Raw genomic sequence first — 25,839 nt, forward strand, 5'->3', positions numbered from 1 at the left:
TGTTTCACCTGTAGTCAAGCTGAAGAAAACACCCACACTCTACACAAATTAAAAAATGATAGGCACCGAAATCTTCTTATGTGAATAAGTTAATGTCGATAGGCTTATTTTCAACACATCAAGGAGGAAAGGGAATGCGTTGGCTTACAAAAGGTTTATTATTAGGTGTCATTGCTTTGTTACTCCTTTCTTTGACGGCATGTAATAAAGCAGAGCTAGAAAAAGTCAAAGTAGGAGAAGTAACTCGTTCAATTTTCTATGCGCCTCAATATGTAGCACTTGAGAAAGGTTTCTTCGAGGAGGAAGGTCTTTCTGTTGAGCTACAAACGATTGCAGGTGGCGATAAAACGATGACGGCGTTACTGTCAGATGGAATTGATATAGCTTTAGTTGGGTCGGAGACGTCTATTTATGTCACATTACAAGGTGCAAATGATCCTATTCAAAATTTTGCACAGTTAACACAAACGGATGGTACCTTTTTAGTGGCAAGAGATAAGATAGATAATTTTTCGTGGGATCAATTGAAGGGCTCAACGTTTTTGGGGCAACGTAAAGGTGGAATGCCACAAATGGCAGGTGAATTCGTGCTGAAAAAACATGGCATCGACCCTGTAAATGATTTAACGCTCATTCAAAATATTGATTTCGCCAACATTGCTACTGCTTTTGCATCAGGTACTGGTGACTATGTTCAATTATTTGAACCTACTGCGAGTGTCTTCGAGAAAGAAGGAAAAGGTTATATTGTAGCTTCGTTTGGAACGGAATCTGGTAATCTTCCTTACACGTCCTTTATGGCCAAAAGTAGTTATTTAAAGGATGAAGCTTCAACTGTTCAAGCTTTTACAAATGCTTTGAAACGAGCACAGGATTTTGTGCAAAATGAGAGTGCTGCTGAAGTAGCAAAGATTATTCAACCGTATTTTGAAAATGTGGATATAGAGATAATTGAAACGGTAATTGAGCGATATAAAGCACAGGGCTCTTATGCTACTGACCCAATCCTTGATGAAGGAGAGTGGGATAACTTGCAAACAATTATGGAGGAAGCAGGTGAACTTCCTCAACGTGTGGAGTATGAAAAACTTGTGAACACTACTTTTGCCAAAAAGGCTGCTGAGTAATATGGAATTTTTACAGCTGGAGAATATTCACCATAGTTATTTTTCAAGTACACAGGCAAAGGAAGTATTACGTGATATCAGTTTAGCCATTCATGAAGGAGAGTTTGTTTCGTTTATTGGGCCGAGTGGCTGCGGTAAAACCACATTATTATCAATTATTGCAGGATTATTCCCTGCCACTGAAGGCAATGTTTATATAGATGGTGAAAAGCTATCAGCAAGTAATCAATCAAGCATTGGCTATATGCTTCAGCAGGATTATTTATTTCCTTGGAAGACCATTGAAGAAAACGTCACAATTGGCTTGAAAATAATGGAGAAAAGTCATAAAACACATAAAGTAACGGCCAATGCGTTATTACAGGAAGTAGGATTACCACAAGTGGGGAACAATTACCCTCGAGAGTTATCAGGAGGTATGAGGCAACGTGTCGCCCTTGCTCGTACCTTAGCTGTGAATCCTAAAATTTTATTATTAGATGAACCATTTTCTGCATTAGATTATCAGTCGAAATTAAAGCTTGAGGATTTAGTGGTGGAAACATTAAAAACTTATAAAAAGACTGCTATTCTTGTGACACATGATATTGGTGAAGCAATCGCGATGAGTGAGCGTGTAGTTCTATTTTCTGCAAACCCAGGGACAGTTCACAAGGTGTTTGAAATACCTAAAGCCCTTAATGAACTATCACCTTTTGATGTAAGACAGCATCCAGCCTATGCAGATATTTTCCAAACTATTTGGAAGGAGCTGGAGAGCCTTGGATAATACATTATTTAAGCAATATCAGCAATTGTTAAAAAAAGAAAAACGCTATGTTCGAGTATATCAGCTTATTATTTTACTGCTATTCTTTGGTGGATGGGAGCTGCTTTCAAGATTAGAATGGATTGATCGGTTAATTTTTAGCTCGCCAACTCATGTATGGCATACATTTATTGAGAAAGTCATTGACGGTTCTTTAACATTGCATGTGAGTGTTACATTAATGGAGACCGTAATTGGCTTTTTAGCAGGGACTCTATTAGGAACATTGATAGCTGTTGTCTTGTGGTGGTCCCCGTTACTATCAAAAGTACTCGATCCCTATCTAGTAATTTTAAACGCGATGCCAAAAGTTGCACTTGGTCCGATTTTGATTGTTGCACTCGGCCCAGGTTACTTTTCTATCATAGCTATGGGTGCATTAATATCCATCATTATAACAACGATTGTTGTATATACTGCATTTAAAGGTGTCGATCCAAATTATAGTAAGGTTTTACAAACCTTTGGAGCGACAAGATGGCAAATCTTTCGTGAGGTCATTTTGCCAGCCTCATTTCCTACGATCATTTCGACCTTGAAAGTGAATGTTGGTTTATCATGGGTAGGGGTTATTGTAGGGGAATTTTTAGTAGCTTCAAAAGGACTTGGTTATTTAATTATCTATGGCTTCCAAGTATTTAATTTTAACCTGGTCCTTATGTCACTTCTGATCATTGCCTTTTTTGCTACGATAATGTATCAAGTTGTAGAATTAGTTGAAAAAGCGATTATTAAAAATAATGGATAGTAGAAAAAAGAGGTGTCTCAAAATAGAGGCACCTCTTTTTAATCTGTTCTTTAGTTAAAATTCTTTATCCATCTGGGGTGAAGTACGATAAAAACGGAAATTGCCCGTTTCCATTCGTGCTACAGTATTTTCTGAAATGCGATCATGACAAATATCGCACATATAAGTATGAATTGGTCGATTACGCAATTTTTTTGCTAAAGGTAGATTATCATCTAAATTATGAATCGTATCGCAAATAACGCATTTAACGCGCATTGCATTCCCTCCTATTCAGCGCGAATGGCTGATACGTTTTTAATAGGATTGTCAATATTTGAACCGTCTCTTAGTAATACATGGATTGGACCGTCTTCTAAAAGAGGCTTACCGTCTTGGCTATATTTTAAAATAAGTGTATAAGCTTCTTCAATTGTAAAAGGATATTCTTGACCATCTTTGCAAGTTAAGACGATTTTTGTCGCTTCTGGTTTAATTTCAGCATTCTTCAAGAAATGACTTAATTCGATACCAAATGTACCTGTCTCCATTCCTTTACGGTCAAATTTCCTTTCTGATTTTAATGTAGGCGGGAATGTTGCTCCTTCCATAATTTCACGTGACCAGTGTGCTCCTACTTCACGCATATATTTGACGTCAGCATCTTCCTCAACATTTTGAGTAGTGAAGTAAGAGTTTAAATCTAATTTACGATCATCGAAAATCCACACAGTAGGATCTAATGTTAGTTGGTATGTGACTGCACCTGTGATAGGAATTATTGTTTCCATAATAGAAATCCTCCTCAAATCTTGTATATCCATGACATAGTATAACGCTAATGCCTAGAGATAATAAAGAAATATAATTCGAATTCTCTATTTTCCAATGAAGACACTTGCATTTTTATCGACTAAAAGATAAACTTTATTAAGATAGAATCGAAGAAATATCAGATAATGGGGGCGTCCTCATGGATACGAAATCACAAACTTCTTTTCAAGAGAAGGCTTTGGAGCTATTAGTTGCTGATGCAGATAAGATTGCTCGCCTTATTCGAGTACAAATGGATCATTTAACAATGCCACAATGCCCTTTATATGAGGAAGTATTAGATACACAAATGTTCGGTCTATCACGTGAAATTGACTTTGCTGTGAAGCTTGGATTGATTGAACGTGAAAAAGGCAAAGAAATTCTCGATTCACTCGAGAAGGAACTTTCTGTACTACACGACGCGTATACAGACAAATAAAAAGAAAAACTCAAACGCTTCTTTGCGCTTTGAGTTTTTTTACTAGAACGAGGTTTTCCGATGAGACAATACTTAAAACGCTATGCACAAAATTTTGATTACCCCTTATTTTTTACGGTCCTATTATTAAGTTTATTTGGGTTAATAATGATTTACAGTTCAAGTATGATGGTTGCTATTGCACAGAAAAAACAGGCACCTGATTATTTTTATCAAAAGCAAGTGACCAATTTAATGGTGGCATTTCTTGGCTTTATCATTACAGCATTTTTTCCATATAAACATTATGCGAATAAGAATATTATGTTGTTACTAACGGTCGTATTGGCGGTGTTATTCACATGGTTAAAATTATTTGGTCATGGGGCAGATGAAGTAGGCTCTCAAAGTTGGATTGCTATTCCAGGATTAGGGAATTTTCAGCCTTCGGAGTATGCGAAACTATTTATAATTTTATATTTTGCAGCTGCTTTTTATCGAAAAGCACAAAAATATACGTTTGAAAAGCTACAACCTACTGAAATTTTTTATCCAATTTTTCTATGGATTTTAGTGGTTGCTGGGGTAGCCTTTGAAACAGACTTAGGAGCAGTGATTATTCTATGTGGTATTGCTGTTTCAGTTGTAGCTTCAAGTGGTATTCCATTTAAAACATTTTGGAAATTTTTTGGTGTATTAGGTGCATTTGGTACAGCTATTCTTGGTATTCTATGGCTATTTAAGGGAGAGCTACTAACAGGAAATCGAAAAGGACGGATATTGTCTTACTTAAATCCGTTTGAATATGAGGATGGTAGTGGTCACCAAGTGGTGAATAGTTATTATGCCATTGGCGGAGGCGGCTTAGAGGGACGTGGTCTAGGTCAATCCATTCAAAAATTAGGTTACTTACCTGAACCACAAACAGATTTTATTATGGCAATTATTATGGAGGAATTAGGAATATGGGGAGTTTTAATTGTCCTAGGTGGTTTAGGATTTATTGTATATAAAGGTTTTTCTATTGCATTGCGAACTAAAGATCCATTAGCACGCATGATTGCGGCTGGTATTGCGAGCTGGATAGGCTGGCAATCATTTATTAATCTTGGGGGTGTAACCGGGTTAATCCCGTTAACCGGTGTAACGTTACCTTTTATAAGCTATGGCGGTACATCTATAATCATTCTATCTTTAGCGATGGGAATATTAATCAATGTTTCTATGTTTGAAAAGGTAGAGAGGAAAAAAACACAATCATAAAGGGGGATACCTATGGAATCAATCAACAAAATTCTCGTAGCCAATCGAGGAGAAATTGCAATTCGTATTTTCCGTGCTTGTACGGAGCTGAATATCCAAACTGTTGCCATCTATTCAAGAGAAGATAGTGGTGCTTTTCATCGCTTTAAAGCAGATGAAGCTTATTTAGTGGGAGCTGGCAAGAAACCAATCGATGCTTATTTAGATATTGAAGGTATTATTGCCATCGCAAAAGATGCAGATGTTGATGCGATTCATCCAGGGTATGGTTTTTTATCAGAAAACGTGGAATTTGCACGTCGCTGTGAGGAAGAGGGCATTGTCTTTATCGGACCAACTTCTCAGCATTTAGATATGTTTGGAGATAAGGTCAAAGCACGTTCTCAAGCCATTGCGGCTGAGATTCCTGTTATTCCTGGTACAGATGGCCCAGTAGCCGATCTAGCAGAGGTAGAGACGTTTGCTAGCAATTATGGTTATCCAGTTATGATTAAGGCAGCACTTGGCGGTGGTGGTCGTGGGATGCGTCTAGTCCATAGGCCAGAGGATCTTGCTTCCTCCTATGAAAGAGCAAAATCTGAGGCAAAGGCTGCTTTTGGTTCCGATGAAGTATATGTAGAAAAAGCAATCATAAAACCAAAACACATTGAAGTACAAATTATTGGCGATAAACACGGCAATATTGTGCATTTATATGAGCGTGATTGCTCAATTCAGCGTCGACATCAAAAAGTGGTAGAAATTGCGCCATCTCATTCGATTTCACAAGAGTTAAGAAATCGTATTTGCGATGCAGCTGTGAAATTAATGAAGAATGTCTCGTACATAAATGCAGGGACAGTGGAATTTTTAGTCGCAGGAGACGATTTTTATTTCATCGAGGTAAACCCTCGCATTCAAGTAGAACATACAATTACAGAAATGATTACAGGTGTTGATATCGTCCATGCCCAAATCAAGGTAGCGGCAGGCTATGGACTTCACAGTGAAGAAATTCATATGCCAAAGCAAGAAGACATGCCAATGATTGGCTATGCCATTCAAGCCCGTGTGACAACAGAAGACCCTGCAAATGACTTTATGCCAGATACAGGAAAGTTAATGGTTTACCGCTCAAGTGGTGGTTTTGGCGTGCGATTAGATGCCGGGAATGGATTCCAAGGTGCTGTCGTAACACCATACTATGACTCTTTATTAGTTAAAATTTCCACTTCGGGTATGAACTTTAAAGAAGCTGCTGCGAAAATGGATCGTAATTTAAAAGAATTCCGTATTCGTGGCGTTAAAACAAATATTCCGTTTTTAAATAATGTGGTGACACATGAGAAGTTTTTATCAGGAGCCTTTGATACTAGCTTTATTGATACAACACCAGAGCTTTTTGAGTTCCCTGTCCGTAAAGACCGTGGAACAAAGCTGTTAAGCTATATAGGGAATGTGACCTTAAATGGCTTCCCTGGTGTAGAGAAGAAATCAAAACCTATCTTTGTTCAGCCAAACCAACCTAAAATTGATCCTTTAATTTTACCACCAGCAGGTACGAAGCAGATTTTAGATACACAGGGAGCAGATGGCTTAGTCCAGTGGATTTTAGCACAGGAAGACGTACTACTAACAGACACTACATTCCGTGATGCACACCAATCTCTACTTGCAACACGTGTTCGTTCACAGGATATGTATCAAATTGCGGATGCAACAGCTCGCATGATGCATCAGTTATTCTCACTGGAAATGTGGGGCGGGGCAACATTCGATGTAGCGTATCGCTTCTTAAAAGAAGATCCATGGGAGCGACTAGCGAAACTCCGTGAGCAAGTGCCGAACGTGCTATTCCAGATGTTACTGCGTGGAGCTAATGCTGTTGGTTATACAAACTATCCTGACAATCTAATCCGAGAATTTATCGCTGAATCAGCTTCATCAGGAATTGATGTATTCCGTATTTTCGATAGCTTGAATTGGATTAAAGGCATGGAAGTAGCAATAGATGCTGTGCGTCAATCTGGAAAAATTGCTGAAGCGGCAATCTGTTATACAGGGGATATCCTCGATGACAGCCGTGCGAAATATTCAGTGCAATACTATAAGGATATGGCCAAAGAGCTTGAAGCAGCTGGAGCCCATATTTTAGCAATTAAAGATATGGCTGGTTTATTGAAACCAGAAGCGGCGTACCGTTTAATTTCCGAGTTAAAAGAGACGACAAGTCTGCCAATCCACTTGCATACACATGATACTAGTGGCAATGGAATTTATTTATATGCTAAAGCGATAGAAGCAGGTGTTGATATCATAGATACAGCGCTTGGATCTATGGCAGGCCTAACATCTCAACCGAGTGCAAACTCCTTGTACTATGCAATGAAGGGCGGCAAACGTGAGGTACGAGCAGATATCGATGCATTAGAAAAATTATCGTACTACTGGGAAGATGTTCGTAAATACTATAAAGATTTTGAAAGTGGCATGATCAGCCCACATTCTGAGATTTACGTACATGAGATGCCTGGTGGTCAGTATAGTAACTTACAGCAACAAGCAAAAGCTGTAGGGCTTGGTGATCGATGGGAAGAAGTGAAACGCATGTATTCCCGTGTAAATCTACTATTTGGTGATATTGTTAAAGTGACACCATCCTCCAAGGTGGTAGGTGATATGGCTTTATTTATGGTGCAAAATGATCTAGACGAAAATACGGTCTTAACAAGAGGAAAAACGATTGACTTCCCAGATTCTGTGATTGAATTCTTCCAAGGTTATCTTGGGCAGCCGCATGGCGGGTTCCCAGAGACATTACAACAAGTAGTATTAAAAGATCGTGAAGCAATTACAGTTCGTCCAGGAGAATTATTAGAGCCTATTCAGTTTGATCAATTAGAGGCTGTACTAGAGGAAAAGTTAAATCGTCCAGTTACGAAAAAAGATGTACTGGCTTATGCACTTTATCCAAAAGTCTTTGAGGAATATGCGAAAACAGCAGAATCCTTTGGCAATATTTCAGTTCTTGACACACCGACATTCTTATATGGCTTAAAGCTTGGAGAAATTATTGAGGTCGAAATTGAAAAAGGTAAAACATTGATTATTAAACTCGTTTCAATCGGGGAACCACAACACAATGGAACACGTGTCCTTTACTTTGAGCTCAATGGACAATCGCGTGAATTGGTGATTCAAGATATGACTGTTGAGGTTGATGGCAATTTAGCGTTAAAAGCCGATCCAAGCAATCCAAACCAAATTGGTGCTACAATGCCAGGTACTGTGTTAAAAGTTGTTGTTTCTAAAGGTAGTCCTGTTAAACGTGGGGATCATCTGTTAATTACAGAAGCCATGAAAATGGAAACAACTGTCCAAGCACCTAAAGACGGCATTGTAAAAGAAGTATATGCGAGTGCAGGAGATGCGATTTCTACAGGGGATCTATTAATTGAAATTGAATAGATAGTCGTGAAAAAAGGTTATTAGATGCTTTTTATTGCATCTATATAACCTTTTTTATTGTGTTAAGCGATAAATCATATACAATTTGATTACTTAATCAAAAAAATGTTAGGCTAATCAATCAGGAGGGTTCTATGGATAGCAATAAAAATACCTTTATTCAGGAAGCAAGAAAGCAGCAAATTATTGAAGCTACGATAACGCCACTTGATGATATAGGCTATGTAAAGGCGAGTTTAGCACAAATCGCTAAACCTGCTTCTATCAGCACAGGCAATAATTTCTTATCACTTTGTAGATCGACAAGATTTAATCAACCAAAGTACGCAGACACTAATTGAGCAATCCACAACTTTTATTTTGACAAAAACATATTCTGCCAGTGACCCTGTCACACAATTAGCAAACTTCATAGAGGCAAGCATTGCTTATCAAACGACACACCCAAAAGAAAATGCAGCATTATTAGAAATTGACTTCAACGCTCGGACTGTACAAGACATCCCTTACTATAAACTGCCGGATGAAGAGGAAGACCCACTTTTGACGGCATTATGAAATATTTTAGGAGATGGAAAAAACAGGGGACATTTAGTGTTCGCTCTGTCAATGTAATGGCAAAAGTAATTCAAGGAGCGATTGGTGAATACATGCTTATAGGGGGACCGCTTGTTATTGCGGCAGAGGATTACAGTCTCGAAGTAACAAATATTATATGGACAGCAATGAAAGTAGAGGGGCAAAAAAATGCTTAGAGCGCTATTCAACTGGATGTTAGTCATTGGTTTAATTTTATTAGGAGGCCGTCTCGTAACACTAATTTGTCGATATTTCGACATTCCCTTTACAACATTTTTTAAAGATTATGCACTAGTATCCATGATTATCTTAATTGTTGGAATTATAGGAACTGAAGCTATGAAGAAACAAAAATAGTCATAGAAAAAAGATTCGACACATCTTTGGTGGCGAATCTTTTTAATAGGCTATTTCTTTTTCTCATTATAATTACTTCTAGCAACTAGCATGATCATATAGCATAATAAACCGAATAAAAGGGAAATAAATAATGAATGCAGTAAAGCTACCGTTAAATTCAGTTTAGTAAGGACTACTAACATACCTGCAATAACTTGTAAAACTACTATAGAAAAAGCAATTATCCATCCATAGTATATAACACGTTGATGTTTATATTCCTTTACAGCGTGCCAAGTTATGTATGCAATCCAAATGAAAATAATAAGAACAGCTAATCGATGTCCCATTTGCACCCATTCATACATATTATTCGGGGGTGCGAAAGGTGTTTCATTATAGCAAAATGGCCAATCAGGACAAATTAAGCTCGAATCTGTATGACGAACTAGCGCCCCTGTATAAACGACTAAATAAGAATAAATTGTGACAGCAATTGTATGCCAACGTAACTTTTTACCAATAAATACGTTATCGGCATCAAATTTCCGATCGACTTCAAATACAATCATAGAGAGAAGAAGAACCGCGGCAAAGGAAATCAGAGATATCCCAAAATGAAGTGCTAAGATGAAATCACCTTGCCCCCATAATACTTGAGCTGCTCCAATAAGAGCTTGCGCGATTAAGAAAAACATTGCTAGGAAACCTAATAGTTTTACTTCGCGAATATGTCCGAGCTTACGCCATGTCCAAACGGTTAACACAAGAATTGAAATAGATACAACTCCTGTTACGAGACGATGTGAGAATTCAATAAGGACTTCTGGTGTAATCTCTTTTGGAATAAGAGATCCATTACAATCAGGCCAGTTTCGACCACAGCCTAGGCCACTATCTGTTTTGGTAACGAGAGCCCCACCTAGTAATATAAGGAGCATCCCTACTGTAGCGGCAACAGCAAACCACTTCAAATACCTGTTGTGTTGCATAAAATGAGTCACCTACTTTATCTATCAACATTACAAGCACGTAATGTTTCTGCTACTAGATAATATCGAAAATACGTATAAAAAACAACTTGTAAAGAGAAGGGACTACTAGATGTCGATTCCATTTCACAAATTGTTCATAATTTCGTGCTTTAACCTTCACAATTCATTTTAGAAAATGTTTTACTATAGATATGTTGTTTTTAATTATATTTCTAGACAAAACTAATTTTTACAACTTCATCTAAATTTCACTTAATGTCTAGAAATCAATCGCAAATTTCGCTATAGTTATTGTTAGCGGAATATGCTTACAAAAATGAAAGGAGAGGTATTATGTCAAACGGTCGTACACTGGCGGCTACTAGAAATACTGGTCCTGAAACAACATCTGTTGTAAAAGATTTCTTAGCACTAATAAAAATTGGAATCGTTAACTCGAATCTTGTCACAACGTTTACAGGGATGTGGCTGGCTTTTCAGTTTACTAGTAGACATTTCTTGCAAGAGCTTGATGTCATATTTTACACCATGCTGGGTGCGGCATTAATCATTGGTGGCTCAGGTGCAATGAATAACTTCATTGATCAGGATATAGATCCTATCATGAAAAGAACAAAGGCAAGACCGACAGTGACAGGCAGATTTAAGCCAAACTTTGTGTTGACCATTGCCCTCTCATTTTTAATTGTAGGTGAAATTTTGTTATTTGCGGCATCGTTTGCAGCCGGCATGTGGGGACTAGTAGGAATATTTGCTTATGTCGTTCTGTATTCAATGTGGTCAAAGAGGAAGCATGTTAGTAACACGGTTGTAGGTAGTATTTCGGGGGCTATTCCTCCTGTTATTGGATTCGCGGCGATTGAGCCTGCCTTAGGTCCAGGAGCACTAGCTTTATTCCTTATCATGTTTGCATGGCAACCACCACATTTCTATGCGCTTGCTATGAAACGGACTGAGGAATATCGTGCAGCTAAAATACCAATGCTACCTGTTATAAAGGGATTTAAACGTACAAAGTACTCAATGTTATTCTGGATTCTTTTATTATTACCGTTACCTTTCCTTTTAACAGAGCTTGGAATTGGCTTTTTAACTCTTGCTACTGCATTGAACTTGGGTTGGTTAATACTAGCTCTGAAAGGCTTTACAACAAAAGATGATATGAAATGGGCAAATAAAATGTTTATTTATTCGTTGAATCATATGACCATACTATTTGTAGCCATCATAATATTTGCGGTGTTTAGCTAAAGTTAGGGATTCTTTCTTTTTATAAGAATTCATATAGACAGAACTGATGTCCTAGGTACACATGAAAATACAACAAAGAAAGAGGGGTTTAATTAAGCTATGATGAAAGGGCTTAAAAAATGGCGTCTTTTTTCACTTCTAGCAGTGATGATGGTTTTCCTTTCAGGTTGTGGTGAAGATTATCTTTCTACACTAAAACCATCTGGAGAAGTAGGTAAACAACAATTAAATTTATTACTGTTAACTACTGTAATTATGACGCTAGTAGTAGTAATAGTATCCGTTATCTATTTACTTGCATTCCTAAAATACCGTCGTGCACGCGTAGGTGAAAATGTTATACCTAAGCAAGTAGAAGGTAGTCATACTTTAGAAGTGATTTGGACAGTTATTCCGATTATTTTATTATTAATTATCGCTGTACCAGTTGTTACAACTACTTATAAATTTGCAGATGTTGCTGCAATGGATGAGGTAGATGAAGAAGGGAACAAAACAGCCCTAACGATCAATGTAACGGCAAAATTATACTGGTGGGAATTCGAATATCCTAACCAAGGTATCGTAACGGCTCAAGAGCTAGTGGTACCAACAGGTGAAAAAGTTTACTTTAATTTAAAAGCTGCCGATGTTAAGCACTCATTCTGGATTCCTGCTGTAGGCGGTAAAATGGATACAAACGTGGAAAACTTAAACAAATTCTACTTAGTATTCGATAAAGAATCAAAAGATCTTAAAGATGGCGTATTTTATGGAAAATGTGCTGAATTATGTGGACCTTCACATGCATTAATGGACTTTAAAGTAAAAACATTAAGCCCTGATGCATTTGATGCATGGGTTGATGCAATGAAAGCAACTGAAGGACAAACTGCTGACAAAGCTTCCACTGATCTTGGTGAAGCAACTTTTGCTAATAGCTGCTTAGGCTGTCATGCTATCTCTGGTTCAGGAGCAGGCGGTACACCAGGTCCAAACTTAACTACGTTTGGTGACCGTAACCGTGTTGCTGGTTTCTTAGAGCATAATGAAGAAAGCTTAAAAGCTTGGATTAAAAACCCTGAGGAATTTAAACCAGGTAACTTAATGATGAATGCTGAAGGCACTGCGCCTATCTACGGTGATTTATCTGATGAAGAAATTGAAGCTCTTGCAACTTACATCATGGGCTTATCAGTAGAAAAATAATTTTCGTTCTATGTAACAAATTTTGAGGGAGGTAAAAGTTGTGAGCTCATACACACAGAAAAAGGGCTTTGGAGCAGCTGTCTGGGATTACATCACTACTGTTGACCATAAAAAGTTAGCAGTGATGTATTTATTAGCCGGTACATTGTTCTTCGCTATCGCTGGTTTTGAAGCATTATTAATGCGTATTCAATTAATGAAACCAAATAATGATTTCGTATCAGCTGGTTTTTTCAATGAATTATTAACAATGCACGGAACAACAATGTTATTCCTAGCTGCTACGCCACTACTATTCGCATTTATGAACATGCTTGTACCATTACAAATTGGTGCGCGTGACGTTGCATTCCCGTTCCTTAACTCATTAGGGTTCTGGTTATTCTTCCTAGGTGCAGTATTCCTTCACCTGTCATTCTTTATGGGTGGCGCTCCTGATGCGGGCTGGACTTCTTATGCATCATTATCTTTATATTCTCCAGGACATGGTATTGATTTCTATGTTCTTGGTTTACAAATTTCAGGGGCAGGTACATTAATTTCAGGTCTTAACTTTATCGTTACGATTATTACAATGCGTGCTCCAGGTATGACATTTATGCGTATGCCATTATTCACTTGGACTGCTCTTGTATCAAGTGCCTTAATTTTATTCGCATTCCCCCCATTAACAATTGGTTTATTAATGATGTTATTTGACCGTATGTTCGGTGGTAACTTCTTTGACCATACAATGGGTGGTAACACAGTAATTTGGGAACACTTATTCTGGATCTTCGGACACCCAGAGGTTTATATCTTAGTATTACCAGCATTCGGTTTATTCTCTGAGATTATTCCAGCGTTCTCTCGTAAACGTCTATTCGGATACTCTTCAATGGTATTCGCTACAATTTTAATTGGTTTCTTAGGGTTCATGGTTTGGGCTCACCATATGTTTACAGTTGGTCTTGGGCCAACAGCAAACGCAATCTTCGCTGTTGCAACAATGGCAATTGCGGTTCCAACAGGTATGAAAGTATTCAACTGGATCCTAACTATTTGGGGCGGATCTATTAAAGTTACAACACCAATGCTTTATGCACTTGGATTCATCCCGTCATTCGTTGCGGGTGGTGTTACAGGGGTCATGCAAGCATCTGCACCTCTTGACTATCAATTACATGATTCTTACTTTATCGTTGCTCACTTCCACTACGTAATCGTTGGTGGTATCGTTACAGCATTATTTGGTTCAGCGCACTTCTACTGGCCAATTTTCTTCAACCGTATGTTAAACGAAACGCTTGGTAAAATTACTTTCTGGGTATTCTTTATCGGATTCCATTTAACATTCTTCCTTCAACATTTCTTAGGTTTGATGGGTATGCCACGTCGCGTATTCACTTACATGGAAGGGCAAGGTTGGGATCAATTCAACTATATCTCTACAATCGGTGCATTAATGATGGGTGTAGGGGTTATCTTAATGGTAATCAACTGCTTAATGTCTATTAAGGGCAAACCAGCAGGACGCGACCCATGGGGCGATGGACGTACTTTAGAATGGTCAATTCCACAACCAATTCCATTCTATAATTTCCGTCAAACTCCACTTGTTCGTGGTTTAGATCCATGGTGGATTGAAAAACAAGAAGGTAATAAAGAGGTAACATTTGCTGAGCCGCTAGGTGATATCCATATGCCAAATAACTCAGCGATTCCATTCGTTATTTCATTAGGTATGTTTATTGCAGCATTTGGTGCACTTTACAATCCAGACGCAGATAAGCCGTGGTCTATCTATGTATTAATCATTGGTTTAGCTATTACATTTGGTGCAATGATTGCTCGTTCTGTTAAAGACGATCATGGTTTCCATTTACACAAAGAAGAAATTCTTGAAATTGAAGAACAACTTTACGGCAAAGGAGGAAATAAATAATGGATTTCAATACTAAATTTACTCCTCATACTTGGCCAGATCATCCTGAACAAGCTACGATGGAAGGTAAAAATAAAGTCGTTGGTTTCTGGATTTTCCTTGCCTGTGAAGTTGTACTTTTCGCAAGTTTATTCGCTACTTATTTAGCGCTTAAGAACAAAGGGCCAGCTGGCATGGAGTTCACAACTCAAGGTTTATTTGAATTACCATTAGCATTTGCTATGACAATGTTATTATTAACATCATCACTAACATCTGTTTATGCAATTTACCATATGCGTAACTTTAACTTTAAAGGTATGCAAACTTGGTTAGCGATTACATTAGCTTTAGGTCTTGGATTCTTAGCACTTGAAATCTATGAGTTCAACCACTATGTGCACCTTGGTTTTACATTTAATCAATCTGCATTTGCAACAGCGTTTTATTCTTTAGTTGGTACACACGGTTTCCACGTAACTTTAGGTCTTGTATGGATTGGTACTTTAATGATCCGTAATGCTAAACGTGGATTAAACCTGTACAATGCACCTAAATTCTTCGTTGCTGCTTTATATTGGCACTTTATCGACGTGGTTTGGGTATTTATCTTCACAGTAGTATACTTGATGGGAGTGATCGGATAATGTCTTCACACGATACACCTATAGTTGCTAAGTCACAAGCACAGTATGAGTATGATCGTCATCATAATGCCGTTCATATGCGTAAACAAGTAATCAACTTTGCGATTATGATTTTCTTCACTTTTATCGCATTCGCAGTAGTTGCAGCTGATTTTTCTAAATACTTAATTATGCCATTCGTATTATTATTGGCTGGCGTTCAAGTTGTACTTCAACTGTATTCTTTCATGCACTTAGAAGATAAAAAAACTCACTTTGGTGGCGTTATTGGTTTCTTCATGTGGATGGGAATTTTAATCGCATTTACATTCTTCTTAGCATTTTTAACAATCATTTGGTGGTAATCACCAAAAAAGCACGTTCGTTATTTTGTACGAACGTGCTTTTCTTATGTTTTGAGGTTATTTAGGTATCAAAAGAGGCAAACACTGTTAAACTTAACATTTGTTCACCTTTCGTTCATTGCAGTATAGCTGTAAGCGTTTTATAATAGGAGTACTGAAGTTTAAAGGAGTGCGTTCTATATGCCACTTAGTATATTTGGTTTCCAAGCATTGTGGAGCCCGTATTTAATAGGGGTTCTTGTTTTTATAACAATCATCTATTTTTTAGTCACAACAAAGTGGCGTAAGGATTTTAAAGTAAGCGAACCTTTGAAAAAAAGTGAAGCTATTTACTTTGTTTTAGCTATGATTACCATCTATATTATCAAAGGATCTCCTATCGATTTAATGGCTCATATTATGTTTACCATGCATATGGTGCAAATGGCTATTCTGTTATTGCTGGTCCCTATTTTCTTAATTAAAGGGATTCCTTGGTGGGTTTGGAAGGTGGCTATTGAGGCACCAGTAGTTAGAACATTGTTTAAAGTGCTAACATTACCAGTTGTTGCTGTCTTTGTATTTATTGGTCTATTTTCTTTCTATCATTTACCGTCCATATTGGATTACATTAAATTAAATGAAACATTACATGGTACCTATACATTTGTATTATTTCTATCTGCGGTGTTTATGTACTGGCCTTTAATTCAAAATATGCCAAATAGTAATCAAATGAAGCCTTTGCATAAATTGGCGTATATTATTGCTAATGCTGTTTTAATTACACCTGCTTGTGGATTAATCATCTTTGCCCCAAATGCAATGTATGAGACATACACAAATGGTGATGCATGGTTAAAGGCGATGGAGCTTTGTGTACCAGCCTCTACATTGTCAGGATTATCTTTATCTGGACCTGAGCTATTTACAGACATGAAACCAGTTGCAGATCAGCAATTAGGTGGCGTGTTAATGAAAATCCTACAAGAGCTTATTTTTGGTGTACTAATTGGTACAATCTTCACAAGATGGTATCGATCTGAGCAAAAAGATCCGGATAAAATCACTGCTGACGCTTTAGCTGCCCACCAAAAGAAGTGGGAAAGTCAACAGCAACATTAATTGAAGAATAGAAATTTACTTTGTGTAAGGGGTTTTGACAATGGAATTGCAAATTTTGCCTACTATTAGTACATCGTTTATCGTTATTAGTGCGGTACTAGTAGCGATAGGGTGGGGCTTAATTATAAAGCGAAATGTAGAGGGACATAAGAAAGTGATGCTTGCTGCAGGTGTTGCGGCACTTATTTTCTTTATCATCTATGCGTCCCGTACAATCTTTATTGGAAATACAGCTTTTGGCGGTGGAGAAGATTTAAAACCATATTATACGTTCTTCTTGATTTTCCATATTATTTTAGCGACATCTGGAGCTGTGTTCGGTATCGTTAGTATTATTTCAGGTTTGAAAATGAACATTAAATTACACAGACGAATTGGGCCAATTACAAGTATTATTTGGTTCTTTGTTGCTATAACTGGTGTATTAGTTTATTTATTATTGTATATTTTATTTGAGCCTGGTGAAACAACATCAGTAATTAAAGCCATTTTAGGATTTTAAAAAAATCTCCCTCCTTATTTCTGTGCAGGAGGGAGATTTTTTATAGTTGGTTGGAATAGTGAAAGGACTACGACAACCAGTAATGGACCAATTAATATTCCAATAAATCCAAAGATTTTAAAACCGATAAACATGGCAATAAAGGTATTCAAGGAAGAAAGTCCAATTTTATCACCAATAATTTTTGGCTCAATCATTCGTCGGACTAGAAATTGTCCAATGGTTAGTAAAATTAAGACAGCTGCATATAAATAATCGCCAGCAAAGACCTGATAGATTGCCCATGGGACTAATAAAATAAATGAATCAAGAAAAGGGATAAAGTCTAAAACAACAAGTAGAAGTGCTAACAGTATAGGAAAGGGTGTTTTTAAAAAATAAAATGCAGCGAATGATATAGCAAAGATCCCTATCCCTACAAGTAATTGAGCTTTCAGAAATCCAAATAATGCTAGCTTAACACGTTGGCCAATAAAGATTATTTTTTGATGGTAATGAAAAGGAACGGGCGTTAATAATTTACGATTAATTGTTGGTAATTCTAAAAGCAACATATACAACACAATCCAATAAACAAATATATCAAAAAGACGTGTGGGAATATATGTTAGTAACGTTGACCAAACATTGACGTTCGTTAAGGATAAAGAAAATTTTTCGATGGATGCTAAAGCTTTTGCAATCATAAATTGAATTTGTGAAACTAACTCTACAGGTAAATGATAGGTGTAATTGCTGAGCTTAGATTGCATTTGAATCCATAGGGCGGACAATTGATTAAGATAATCAGGTATATCAATAATAAAGGAAGAAAATTGTTTCCAGCTTATATAGAGGATAAGTGCACATAATAATAAAGATATACTTAGAAAAAACAAAAAAAAGAAGAAGACAACGATTTTTCGTTTTTTTCTAAACCGTTTACTCATTCGAACGATGATTGGTTCTAACAATAACGCGGTTAAGTAGGCAAGTAAAATTGGTAATGATATGGAGATGGACCAAAGGATCAGTATACCCATTGCGATAACAATAATGGGATGACGAAAAAAAGGACGATTAAAAAATGATAACATTTTTCTCACCTACATCTTGTAATAGATATAGGTAGTATGAGAAAAAAATTTTTTTTTACTCAAAATAAAAAAAGACTGGACCACCAGTCTTTTTACAACCATGAAGCTATTTATGCTTACTTACCGTCACTTCAATGTACGAAAGATTAGCGTGCGTTAACAGGTTCAAAGTTATTTTTATTTGTAGGCTCGATTGAGAATTGATCTAACTCTAATTTAACCTTTTTTAAGATTTCTTCACATTTTTTTACAAGGTGTGCTGGATAAACCTCGTCATCGCCATATTCAACACCATGTGGATAATAATATTTACCAAGGACTGGTTTCATTAATGTAAGGATGGCATCGTGTGCACCTACGTCACCAGAAATAGCATATGCGAATACGCGTAGGTAATAACGACCTTCACGAGTATCGAATCGTTTATCGAATGTCATACGCTCGTAATCCCAGCCGCCATCACATTCTAAACCATGTTTTTTCATAATGCTGACAAGTAGCTCTTGATCAGCTGTTAAATTTTCAAGGTTAGTATTTTCAAAATACATGTATAGTCCTCCTTTAGGTTCTCGTACAAAGTATACGCTCATTTTTATAATAGAGCATATTCGACATTGTTGCAATGACAACATTGTGTCAACCCAATTACAATTGATATAATAACTTACAATAATGGTGATGAAAAGGAGTCCTGTATGAAAGCTTTATTCCGCATTTTAATGGTTTGTGGTGCAGTTGCATTAATTGGCTTTATGTTTTTTAATACCCCTAAGGAAAATGAGCCACTAGAAGGCCCAAATACCAATTCGAATATCATACCTCAAACACAGCTAAAGCAGGAACCTGCAATAGGCGCAATGACACGTCCACAAACAGGTATATCCACATTGATAGGAAAAGGCACACAAACTGTTTTAGAACAATATGGGGAGCCTGCAAGAAAAGAGCCGTCTTCATTTGGTTATCAATGGTGGGTCTACAATGAAGATGTTTCAACTTTTTTTATGATTGGCATTGATAATAATATTGTGACACAAATTTACATAGCAGGACAAGAAATTGATGCATTTCCTTTTAAAGTAGGCCAAAAACGTGATGAAATATACAGAATGACGATCATTGATTATGAGGTAGCCGCCACTGTAGGCGAAAATATTTTCATTTTTTCGATGAGTGAAGAAGATATGCAAACAAGGCTGCTTATCAAATTTGATGGTCTTTACGCACAGCTTTACATAGATAGGGAGACAAGTGAGTTGCAAGGGATTCGATATACAGACAGTGAAACACTTGTCCTTCATCAGCCATATGAAATGAGCTATCAAGGGGAGCTTGTTAGACGTACTCCTCCTTCCTCTTTCTTACAGCAAGAAATTGATGTGGCTAGCGCTAAACAATTAGACGATTTGCTAAATGTAACAAGAGTCCATCATGATTTACTTCCTTTAGAAATGGATGAATCCTTGGAGGAAGTAGCAAGAATGCATAGTGAGGACATGAAAGTGCAAAATTTTTTAGCGCATGAATCTCCAACCTATGGCGATCTAAAAAAAAGATTACAGACGCAAAAAATCGAGTATAGTGAAGCGAATGAAAACCTAGCAACTGCTTATTTTGATGCGATTGAAGCCATGCATGGCTGGACAAATTCTCCTGAACACAGAAAAGTTCTTTTGAATGATCGATACACCCACGTTGGTTCTGGCGCCTTTGTAGATTATTATACGCAAATATATCTTGAACCTACTACACAAGAACTGGATAGAGAAGAACATGATAATGAAGAGACGAAAATTGAAAAACAAGATAGCGAAGATTCTACAGATAAATCAAATCAAACCTTACCATAACAGAATAATATTCAGATGAAGACAAGCTTTCAACAAACGGGCTTGTCTTCATTTTTTATGTGGAGTTTCTCCTTCTTTTAGGGTTCTACATTTTTCGTCACACCGTTACAAACGCCGTCATATGATAGAGAACTGAGAGGGGGAATGAGGTTTGCAATTAGCAGAGTTATTAAAAGACTGGCCATGTAGCGTGACGGGAGGATCTATACGGACAGAAATTACTGGTGTAGAGGACTATGCGCAGGCGGTACAACCTGGTGATATATTTATTGTGCGAAAAGGAAAAAAAACATCGGGAAGTCGGTTTGTCAAAGAGGCATTGGCACGTGGAGCTGCTGCCATCGTTTCAGAAGAAAGTATCTCTTTGCCAATTATAGATAAAGAAATTCCATTTGTATGGGTTCCAAATACAGCATTATTTTTATCGTATGCAAGTGCGAAGCTTGCTGCTTTTCCAGCAGAAGCTTTAACTGTTATCGCCATTACAGGTACAAATGGAAAGACTACAGTGAGCCATTTTGTCAGTCAGCTTCTAAATGCACTACATAAACATGCAGCAGTTATTGGAACAGTTGGCTTTTTCATCAATGGTGAGAAACAACAAACGGCTTATGAGCAATTAACAACATTGCAAGCTAAAGAATTACACCCCATTCTTAAGCAATGTGTGCGGAAAGGTGTGACCCATGTTGTATTAGAGGCTTCTTCAATGGGGTTGCAGCAGCATAGGCTCGATCATTGTGACATTGACTGTGGTGTATTTTTAAATTTATCAGAAGATCATTTAGAAGATCATGGAGGGTTAGAAGCTTATAAACGTGCCAAGAAACGTTTAGCGGATTTATCAAAAAAGCTAGTATTAAATGGAGATGATAATTTTTGCCGTTCTGTTGGCATTTATGATAAGAAAAAATCTTGCTCATTTGGTTTTGATAATCACAATGATTTACATATCCAAATCGTCAGTGAATCAGTTGGCAAAACCGTACTTTGTTTACAGACTTCCGCGAGTGAGCATATTGTAGAAATTCCTTTTGTCGGTAAATACCATGTGCAAAATGCTGTTGCTTCCTTAATGGCTGTATGGCGCTTAGGTGTACCTATGGAAGATATAGTTGGACATATGTGGTCATTAAGGCTACCAGAGGGCAGGCTGGAGAAGATTGAAAATCCATTAGGAATTGATGTTTATGTAGATTATGCCCATACAGCAGAAGCTTTACAAGCGGTATTGCAAACCTTTGATCGCTCTAAAACAATTTACCTTGTCTTTAGTTGTGGAGGAAATCGAGATAAGGCGAAACGCTTTGCAATGGGGGCAGTAGCAAGTAAATACGCTGATGTTATTTATTTAACGACAGATAATCCACGTGATGAAGATCCTATTGTGATTAATGAAAGTATTATTGCTGGTTTTACAGAGCAACAATATTATGAAATTTATTTAGATCGCAAACTTGCTATCCATCAAGCATTAGCAAAGGCAGAAAAGGGTGACATTGTCCTTGTTGCCGGAAAAGGGCATGAACAAACACAGCAAATTAAAAATCAAAAGTTCCCTTTTTCCGATCAACAATGTGTTAAAGACTATTTTGCGAGTTTAATTACGGACGACGCTGAATAACGAAGAAAGATCCTGTAGCAATAGCAAGCCTACGACCAGTCTCATCTTCAATATCACATTCCATGACAAGCGTTTGGCGTCCCTTATGAACAAAACGACCACGTGCAATCAATTCTTTATTTGTGGTGGTAGCAATATACGATACATTCATATTCGTAGTAACTACATTATAGCCCTCAGGCACAGAGCGCGAAGCAAGCCCTCCCATAGCGGCATCAGCAATCGTTGCAACAATACCTCCATGTGGCACCTTTATCGTATTGTGGATGACCGGTGTAATAGGGATACGGACCTCACTGACCTCAGTCTCAAATTTACCTACCATATGTAAAATAGCATTAATATAACGACGGTGAATGCCCTGCTGTTTCTCCCGTAGGCCCTTTAAAAGATGTAATAAAACTTCTTCATCTTCCTCGGTACTGTTTTGTAAAATCTCGGCAACTAACTGTTCAACCTGATCCTTAGATGTTGTCATCATTTTGAAAACCTCTTTCATGAAAATTATCATTAATGTAAAATTACCATAAAATCTGTTATGATGGGAAAGAGATTGGGGGAATTAAAGATGATGATGACCTCTGACTGGGTAATCATTTTGGATGAGGCGGAAGCGCTTTGTGAGATGATTCTTTCCTCAGAACCTGCGATGGCGCTACAACAAGCGTATGAAGCTGTATATAGTGATGCACAAATTGTAGAAGCTATATATGCATTTAATCGCATGAAAGAGCAGTACGAAGATGTACAACGTTTCGGAAAATATCATCCGGACTACCATACAATTATGAAGTCGATTCGCCAACAGAAAAGGGCACTTGACTTAAATGAGAAAGTTTCAGCCTTGAAAATTGCTGAAAACGATTTTCAGGATTTACTTGATGAGATTAGCCTATTAATAGGAAAAACTGTCTCTGAAGCGGTAAAAGTTCCTGTTAGTAATCCATTCTTTGCATCTGGTTCATCTTGCGGTGGTGGATGTGGCTCGGGCGGTTCATGCTCCTGCTCAGCGTAAATAGGATGTGTGTATATAGCATATCTCTTCTAGACTGTAGACAACTCGAAGGCAATAACTGAGTTAGTTTACAGTCTTTTTTATAATTAAATTGAAGGAGGAAACATTAATGAAAATTTATCGAATTGCTGTAATACCTGGAGATGGAATAGGAAAAGAGGTTGTGCCAGCTGCAATAAAAGTTCTTGACCAGGCAGCGTTGTTAGATGGACGCTTTCAATTTGAATGGACAACCTTTCCATGGGGATGTGAATACTATTTAGAGACAGGGAAAATGATGCCTGATAATGGTATTGAGCTGTTAAAACAGTATGATCAAATATTCTTAGGTGCAGTCGGAATGCCTAAATTGGTTCCGGATCATGTATCATTATGGGGCCTTCTCATTAAAATTCGACGTGAGCTACAGCAATCTATTAATGTACGACCTGCAAAGCTACTTCAAGGATTACCATCACCTTTACGACAACCAAATGATTTTGATTTTATAGTTGTAAGGGAAAATTCCGAAGGGGAGTATGCTGAAAGCGGAGGAAGAATACATAGTGGTCAAGATGAGGTGGCAATCCAAAATGCTGTTTTTACAAGAAAAGGTACAGAACGGGCGATGCGCTATGCATTTGAACTAGCCAAAACACGTAATGGACATGTGACAAGTGCTACTAAATCAAATGGGATTACATATAGCATGCCTTTTTGGGATGAAGTGTTTACTCAAGTAGGAAAAGAATATAAAGAGGTAGGTCAAGCATCTAATCATATTGATGCACTAGCAGCATTTTTAGTGATGAAGCCAGAAAATTTTGATGTTATCGTAGCATCGAATTTATTTGGGGATATTTTGACAGATCTAGGCGGTGCCATTATGGGAAGCATCGGTATTGCACCTGCAGCAAATTTAAACATTGAAGGGCAATATCCATCAATGTTTGAGCCTGTCCATGGTTCTGCACCAGATATAGCTGGTCAAGGAATTGCCAATCCTATAGGACAAATTTGGACAGGTAAGATGATGCTCGATTTCCTTGGTTATCAAGATGTGGGAACAAGGATATTGAATGCTATAGAGCAAACAATAGCGCGGGGTATAAAAACGCCTGATTTGGGTGGAGTTGCCACACTAAAAGAAGTAACAGATGCAATCTTAGATTATTTAACATAAGTATTCTTGTAATGGAAAGTAATAATGGGGCTAACATTTACATGAAAGGGAAGCACATCCGTTCAGTGTGCTTCCCTTTCATTCCTTGTCTTATTTAGACTCTTGAACCTGTAATAACTCAACAGCAATATCCGGACGATCGGTAATAATGCCCTTTGCCCCATTATTGAGTAGTTTTTTCATCGTATCTAGGTCATTGATTGTCCAATAGTGGACAGGTATATTGAGGTTGTTTAAAAACTGAATAAATTTAGGAGAATCTAATGCAATAACCCCTGACTTTGGAGGAATTTGAAAAACATCCACTTTAGGGTGATATAAATGTCCAAACTGACTTGAGAAGGAAGCAAATGCTTTTCTGACATCTGATTCACCTGCACCAAGTGCTACTTGATTTTGAGCATATAAATTAAAACGATCTATTTGCTCACCATAAAAGCTTGTCACAACAACACGATGTTCAGCTTGAAGTTCTTCGATTAAGCGCCAAAGTTTAGAAGGCATCAGACTCCCTTCATAAGTATCTGGAGCATCTTTGATATCAATATTGATTAACATGTTTGGATAGGTTTCCAGCAACTCTCGTAAAGTTACGACTTTCAATTTATCCTCTCGATATGGGAAATTTCCATCTAAATCTTCAAATTGGTAGCCATGGTTCAAGGCATTGATTTCTGCCAACGTCATATCTGCAATGAGCCCATAGCCATCCGTTGTACGTTCAACTGTCTCGTCATGGAAAACAATAATTTCCTCATCTTTCGTTAGGCGAATGTCGATTTCAAAGCCATCAACACCTAGCTGTACAGCTTTTTCAAATGCAACCATTGTATGTTCTGGTGCTAAAAGAGCTCCGCCACGATGTGCAAGAATTATGGGGCGTTCAAATTGTAATGCTTGTTTACCTTCGCGTTGCTGTGGTTTGGAAATAGCTTTACTGCCTGCCCAAGCTGCTGCACTTGCTGCTGCAATTGCAAGCGCAATTTTTGTTTTCTTACCCATATTCGTCCTCCTTAAAAATTATCCTCATATAAAAAGTTGTAGTGAAAGCATTGTTTAATTAATAGTAGTGAGTACAGGGACTACTATTAAAATTAGTTACTAGTATAAATGAATGATGATTTTTTTATGCCGATTTTTGCCATCCTATTTGAAAAACAATCGGGTTCATTTGAGGCATGACCATCTTTCAGCATTTTTCTGTTCCTGTAATGATGCTACAATTGAATTTAATTAAAACAACTGATTCATCTTCACGATGTTCAACGTCGCATGCTTTTCCATTATAACGGAAAATTGAGCGTTCTGTCAGCTAAACTCTGTTGCTATCATTTTCTGGTCTATGGTATTCTTTTATGTAAGAAATGAGGGAATCCACTATGAACGAACGACAAGGGCTAATCGTTTACGTCCATCAATTAAAACATGCGAAGTCACTTCGGAAATATGGTCATGTTCTTTATATTTCTAGAAGGCAAAAATACGTAGTGCTTTACTGCGATCGTGAGGATATTGACATGATGACAACAAAACTACAACGCCTTCCATTTGTGAAAGACGTTGTGGCGTCTTATCGTCCTTTTGTAAAAACTGAATATGAAAATGCAAAACCAGATAAAGCAAAGGAATATGACTATAAAGTAGGTCTATAAAC

Annotated in this window: 26 protein-coding genes and 1 pseudogene; 20 read left to right on the forward strand and 7 right to left on the reverse strand. The window is 37.4% G+C overall.

The annotated features are described in order from the left end of the window. Window positions 1–134: 134 nt before the first annotated feature. The 3 genes from HCH28_RS03095 to HCH28_RS03105 are packed head-to-tail and all read left to right on the forward strand — an operon-like array spanning window position 135 to window position 2,683. Complete coding sequence (locus HCH28_RS03095) at window positions 135–1,127, forward strand: ABC transporter substrate-binding protein (RefSeq protein ID WP_004224773.1); 993 nt, start codon at window positions 135–137, stop codon at window positions 1,125–1,127. A 1-nt stretch (window position 1,128) separates the two neighbouring features. Further along, the gene (locus HCH28_RS03100; protein WP_221679682.1) at window positions 1,129–1,896 is read left to right on the forward strand and encodes an ABC transporter ATP-binding protein; all 768 of its coding nucleotides are present in this window, start codon (window positions 1,129–1,131) and stop codon (window positions 1,894–1,896) included. After that, on the forward strand, window positions 1,889–2,683 hold the full coding sequence (locus HCH28_RS03105) for an ABC transporter permease (protein WP_221679684.1): 795 nt from the start codon (window positions 1,889–1,891) through the stop codon (window positions 2,681–2,683). Before HCH28_RS03100 ends, HCH28_RS03105 begins: the two co-directional genes overlap by 8 nt. 54 nt (window positions 2,684–2,737) lie before the next feature. Here the strand turns inward: HCH28_RS03105 and HCH28_RS03110 are convergent, their stop codons facing one another. Beyond that, window positions 2,738–2,941, reverse strand: a complete 204-nt coding sequence (locus HCH28_RS03110; protein ID WP_048394712.1) for a YlaI family protein — start codon at window positions 2,939–2,941, stop codon at window positions 2,738–2,740. Window positions 2,942–2,952: 11 nt separating this feature from the next. Continuing rightward, window positions 2,953–3,453 carry a molybdopterin-binding protein gene (locus HCH28_RS03115; RefSeq protein ID WP_221679687.1) on the reverse strand — a complete coding sequence of 167 codons (501 nt, stop codon included), beginning with the start codon at window positions 3,451–3,453 and terminating at the stop codon, window positions 2,953–2,955. A 182-nt stretch (window positions 3,454–3,635) separates the two neighbouring features. On the opposite strand from HCH28_RS03115, the gene HCH28_RS03120 reads away from it, so the two are divergent. From HCH28_RS03120 to HCH28_RS03140, 5 genes and pseudogenes are all read left to right on the forward strand, one after another. Continuing rightward, window positions 3,636–3,917 (forward strand): Fpa/YlaN family protein, encoded by a 282-nt coding sequence (locus tag HCH28_RS03120; RefSeq protein ID WP_004224778.1) that lies wholly within the window; start codon window positions 3,636–3,638, stop codon window positions 3,915–3,917. A 60-nt stretch (window positions 3,918–3,977) separates the two neighbouring features. Continuing rightward, window positions 3,978–5,159: an FtsW/RodA/SpoVE family cell cycle protein gene (locus HCH28_RS03125; RefSeq protein ID WP_004224780.1), complete on the forward strand. Its 1,182-nt coding sequence runs from the start codon at window positions 3,978–3,980 to the stop codon at window positions 5,157–5,159. 12 nt (window positions 5,160–5,171) lie between these two features. Next, window positions 5,172–8,606: a pyruvate carboxylase gene (gene pyc / locus HCH28_RS03130; RefSeq protein ID WP_221679689.1), complete on the forward strand. Its 3,435-nt coding sequence runs from the start codon at window positions 5,172–5,174 to the stop codon at window positions 8,604–8,606. Between the two features lie 134 nt (window positions 8,607–8,740). Continuing rightward, window positions 8,741–9,361: pseudogene (locus HCH28_RS25540) on the forward strand (TetR/AcrR family transcriptional regulator). Beyond that, a complete protein-coding gene (locus HCH28_RS03140) occupies window positions 9,354–9,542 on the forward strand; it encodes a hypothetical protein (RefSeq protein ID WP_004224783.1) in 189 nt (62 codons plus the stop codon). Before HCH28_RS25540 ends, HCH28_RS03140 begins: the two are co-directional and overlap by 8 nt. Window positions 9,543–9,592: 50 nt before the next feature. On the opposite strand, the gene HCH28_RS03145 is transcribed toward HCH28_RS03140, so the two are convergent. Next, entirely contained in the window at window positions 9,593–10,516 is a 924-nt protein-coding gene (locus HCH28_RS03145; RefSeq protein ID WP_004224784.1) for a COX15/CtaA family protein, read from the reverse strand. A gap of 336 nt (window positions 10,517–10,852) precedes the next feature. Between HCH28_RS03145 and cyoE the strand changes: the two genes are divergently transcribed. The 7 genes from cyoE to HCH28_RS03180 all read left to right on the forward strand — a co-directional run bounded on the left by cyoE (window position 10,853) and on the right by HCH28_RS03180 (window position 17,458). Further along, complete coding sequence (gene cyoE / locus HCH28_RS03150) at window positions 10,853–11,770, forward strand: heme o synthase (protein ID WP_004224785.1); 918 nt, start codon at window positions 10,853–10,855, stop codon at window positions 11,768–11,770. A 99-nt stretch (window positions 11,771–11,869) separates the two neighbouring features. Beyond that, window positions 11,870–12,958, forward strand: coding sequence for a cytochrome c oxidase subunit II (coxB, locus tag HCH28_RS03155; protein ID WP_004224786.1), 1,089 nt, complete (start codon window positions 11,870–11,872; stop codon window positions 12,956–12,958). A 40-nt stretch (window positions 12,959–12,998) separates the two neighbouring features. Then, on the forward strand, window positions 12,999–14,882 hold the full coding sequence (gene ctaD / locus HCH28_RS03160; RefSeq protein ID WP_221679691.1) for a cytochrome c oxidase subunit I: 1,884 nt from the start codon (window positions 12,999–13,001) through the stop codon (window positions 14,880–14,882). Further along, window positions 14,882–15,508: a cytochrome c oxidase subunit 3 gene (locus HCH28_RS03165; protein ID WP_004224788.1), complete on the forward strand. Its 627-nt coding sequence runs from the start codon at window positions 14,882–14,884 to the stop codon at window positions 15,506–15,508. The genes ctaD and HCH28_RS03165 overlap by 1 nt, the downstream gene beginning before the upstream one ends. Next, window positions 15,508–15,852: a cytochrome C oxidase subunit IV family protein gene (locus HCH28_RS03170; RefSeq protein ID WP_004224789.1), complete on the forward strand. Its 345-nt coding sequence runs from the start codon at window positions 15,508–15,510 to the stop codon at window positions 15,850–15,852. Before HCH28_RS03165 ends, HCH28_RS03170 begins: the two co-directional genes overlap by 1 nt. Before the next feature lie 180 nt (window positions 15,853–16,032). After that, window positions 16,033–16,956, forward strand: a complete 924-nt coding sequence (gene ctaG, locus HCH28_RS03175) for a cytochrome c oxidase assembly factor CtaG (RefSeq protein ID WP_004224790.1) — start codon at window positions 16,033–16,035, stop codon at window positions 16,954–16,956. A 40-nt stretch (window positions 16,957–16,996) separates the two neighbouring features. Further along, window positions 16,997–17,458 (forward strand): DUF420 domain-containing protein, encoded by a 462-nt coding sequence (locus HCH28_RS03180; RefSeq protein ID WP_016992774.1) that lies wholly within the window; start codon window positions 16,997–16,999, stop codon window positions 17,456–17,458. A 14-nt stretch (window positions 17,459–17,472) separates the two neighbouring features. Here the strand turns inward: HCH28_RS03180 and ytvI are convergent, their stop codons facing one another. Continuing rightward, a complete protein-coding gene (gene ytvI / locus HCH28_RS03185) occupies window positions 17,473–18,534 on the reverse strand; it encodes a sporulation integral membrane protein YtvI (RefSeq protein ID WP_009373494.1) in 1,062 nt (353 codons plus the stop codon). A 146-nt stretch (window positions 18,535–18,680) separates the two neighbouring features. Beyond that, on the reverse strand, window positions 18,681–19,082 hold the full coding sequence (locus tag HCH28_RS03190) for a YugN family protein (protein ID WP_004224795.1): 402 nt from the start codon (window positions 19,080–19,082) through the stop codon (window positions 18,681–18,683). 147 nt (window positions 19,083–19,229) lie between these two features. Here HCH28_RS03190 and HCH28_RS03195 point away from each other — a divergent pair, with 147 nt between their 5' ends. Both HCH28_RS03195 and HCH28_RS03200 read left to right on the forward strand, forming a co-directional pair. Next, a complete protein-coding gene (locus tag HCH28_RS03195) occupies window positions 19,230–20,384 on the forward strand; it encodes a CAP domain-containing protein (RefSeq protein ID WP_221679694.1) in 1,155 nt (384 codons plus the stop codon). Window positions 20,385–20,535: 151 nt separating this feature from the next. Further along, on the forward strand, window positions 20,536–22,008 hold the full coding sequence (locus tag HCH28_RS03200; RefSeq protein WP_221679697.1) for a UDP-N-acetylmuramoyl-L-alanyl-D-glutamate--2,6-diaminopimelate ligase: 1,473 nt from the start codon (window positions 20,536–20,538) through the stop codon (window positions 22,006–22,008). On the opposite strand, the gene HCH28_RS03205 is transcribed toward HCH28_RS03200, so the two are convergent. Beyond that, window positions 21,989–22,489 (reverse strand): PaaI family thioesterase, encoded by a 501-nt coding sequence (locus HCH28_RS03205; RefSeq protein WP_221679699.1) that lies wholly within the window; start codon window positions 22,487–22,489, stop codon window positions 21,989–21,991. The two genes, HCH28_RS03200 and HCH28_RS03205, sit on opposite strands and share 20 nt — an antisense overlap. Window positions 22,490–22,576: 87 nt before the next feature. Here HCH28_RS03205 and HCH28_RS03210 point away from each other — a divergent pair, with 87 nt between their 5' ends. Together HCH28_RS03210 and HCH28_RS03215 are read left to right on the forward strand one after the other, a co-directional pair. Next, window positions 22,577–23,023 (forward strand): YlbF/YmcA family competence regulator, encoded by a 447-nt coding sequence (locus HCH28_RS03210; RefSeq protein ID WP_004224800.1) that lies wholly within the window; start codon window positions 22,577–22,579, stop codon window positions 23,021–23,023. Between the two features lie 109 nt (window positions 23,024–23,132). Next, window positions 23,133–24,185 carry a tartrate dehydrogenase gene (locus HCH28_RS03215; RefSeq protein WP_221679701.1) on the forward strand — a complete coding sequence of 351 codons (1,053 nt, stop codon included), beginning with the start codon at window positions 23,133–23,135 and terminating at the stop codon, window positions 24,183–24,185. A gap of 90 nt (window positions 24,186–24,275) precedes the next feature. On the opposite strand, the gene HCH28_RS03220 is transcribed toward HCH28_RS03215, so the two are convergent. After that, window positions 24,276–25,187, reverse strand: coding sequence for a glycerophosphodiester phosphodiesterase family protein (locus HCH28_RS03220; protein ID WP_221679704.1), 912 nt, complete (start codon window positions 25,185–25,187; stop codon window positions 24,276–24,278). A 377-nt stretch (window positions 25,188–25,564) separates the two neighbouring features. On the opposite strand from HCH28_RS03220, the gene HCH28_RS03225 reads away from it, so the two are divergent. After that, window positions 25,565–25,837, forward strand: a complete 273-nt coding sequence (locus HCH28_RS03225; RefSeq protein WP_004224806.1) for a YlbG family protein — start codon at window positions 25,565–25,567, stop codon at window positions 25,835–25,837. Window positions 25,838–25,839: the final 2 nt, after the last annotated feature.

The sequence above is a fragment of the Lysinibacillus sp. K60 genome (genome assembly GCF_019731275.1).
GTDB lineage: Bacteria > Bacillota > Bacilli > Bacillales_A > Planococcaceae > Lysinibacillus > Lysinibacillus capsici.

Bases quoted from the DNA above. Each gene is read 5' to 3' on its own strand.
- HCH28_RS03095 (WP_004224773.1), top strand. From the start codon at position 135: ATGCGTTGGCTTACAAAAGGTTTATTATTAGGTGTCATTGCTTTGTTA.
- HCH28_RS03100 (WP_221679682.1), top strand. From the start codon at position 1,129: ATGGAATTTTTACAGCTGGAGAATATTCACCATAGTTATTTTTCAAGT.
- HCH28_RS03110 (WP_048394712.1), bottom strand. From the start codon at position 2,941: ATGCGCGTTAAATGCGTTATTTGCGATACGATTCATAATTTAGATGAT.
- HCH28_RS03115 (WP_221679687.1), bottom strand. From the start codon at position 3,453: ATGGAAACAATAATTCCTATCACAGGTGCAGTCACATACCAACTAACA.
- HCH28_RS03120 (WP_004224778.1), top strand. From the start codon at position 3,636: ATGGATACGAAATCACAAACTTCTTTTCAAGAGAAGGCTTTGGAGCTA.
- HCH28_RS03125 (WP_004224780.1), top strand. From the start codon at position 3,978: ATGAGACAATACTTAAAACGCTATGCACAAAATTTTGATTACCCCTTA.
- pyc (WP_221679689.1), top strand. From the start codon at position 5,172: ATGGAATCAATCAACAAAATTCTCGTAGCCAATCGAGGAGAAATTGCA.
- HCH28_RS03140 (WP_004224783.1), top strand. From the start codon at position 9,354: ATGCTTAGAGCGCTATTCAACTGGATGTTAGTCATTGGTTTAATTTTA.
- HCH28_RS03145 (WP_004224784.1), bottom strand. From the start codon at position 10,516: ATGCAACACAACAGGTATTTGAAGTGGTTTGCTGTTGCCGCTACAGTA.
- cyoE (WP_004224785.1), top strand. From the start codon at position 10,853: ATGTCAAACGGTCGTACACTGGCGGCTACTAGAAATACTGGTCCTGAA.
- coxB (WP_004224786.1), top strand. From the start codon at position 11,870: ATGATGAAAGGGCTTAAAAAATGGCGTCTTTTTTCACTTCTAGCAGTG.
- HCH28_RS03165 (WP_004224788.1), top strand. From the start codon at position 14,882: ATGGATTTCAATACTAAATTTACTCCTCATACTTGGCCAGATCATCCT.
- HCH28_RS03170 (WP_004224789.1), top strand. From the start codon at position 15,508: ATGTCTTCACACGATACACCTATAGTTGCTAAGTCACAAGCACAGTAT.
- ctaG (WP_004224790.1), top strand. From the start codon at position 16,033: ATGCCACTTAGTATATTTGGTTTCCAAGCATTGTGGAGCCCGTATTTA.
- HCH28_RS03180 (WP_016992774.1), top strand. From the start codon at position 16,997: ATGGAATTGCAAATTTTGCCTACTATTAGTACATCGTTTATCGTTATT.
- ytvI (WP_009373494.1), bottom strand. From the start codon at position 18,534: ATGTTATCATTTTTTAATCGTCCTTTTTTTCGTCATCCCATTATTGTT.
- HCH28_RS03190 (WP_004224795.1), bottom strand. From the start codon at position 19,082: ATGTATTTTGAAAATACTAACCTTGAAAATTTAACAGCTGATCAAGAG.
- HCH28_RS03195 (WP_221679694.1), top strand. From the start codon at position 19,230: ATGAAAGCTTTATTCCGCATTTTAATGGTTTGTGGTGCAGTTGCATTA.
- HCH28_RS03205 (WP_221679699.1), bottom strand. From the start codon at position 22,489: ATGATGACAACATCTAAGGATCAGGTTGAACAGTTAGTTGCCGAGATT.
- HCH28_RS03210 (WP_004224800.1), top strand. From the start codon at position 22,577: ATGATGATGACCTCTGACTGGGTAATCATTTTGGATGAGGCGGAAGCG.
- HCH28_RS03215 (WP_221679701.1), top strand. From the start codon at position 23,133: ATGAAAATTTATCGAATTGCTGTAATACCTGGAGATGGAATAGGAAAA.
- HCH28_RS03220 (WP_221679704.1), bottom strand. From the start codon at position 25,187: ATGGGTAAGAAAACAAAAATTGCGCTTGCAATTGCAGCAGCAAGTGCA.
- HCH28_RS03225 (WP_004224806.1), top strand. From the start codon at position 25,565: ATGAACGAACGACAAGGGCTAATCGTTTACGTCCATCAATTAAAACAT.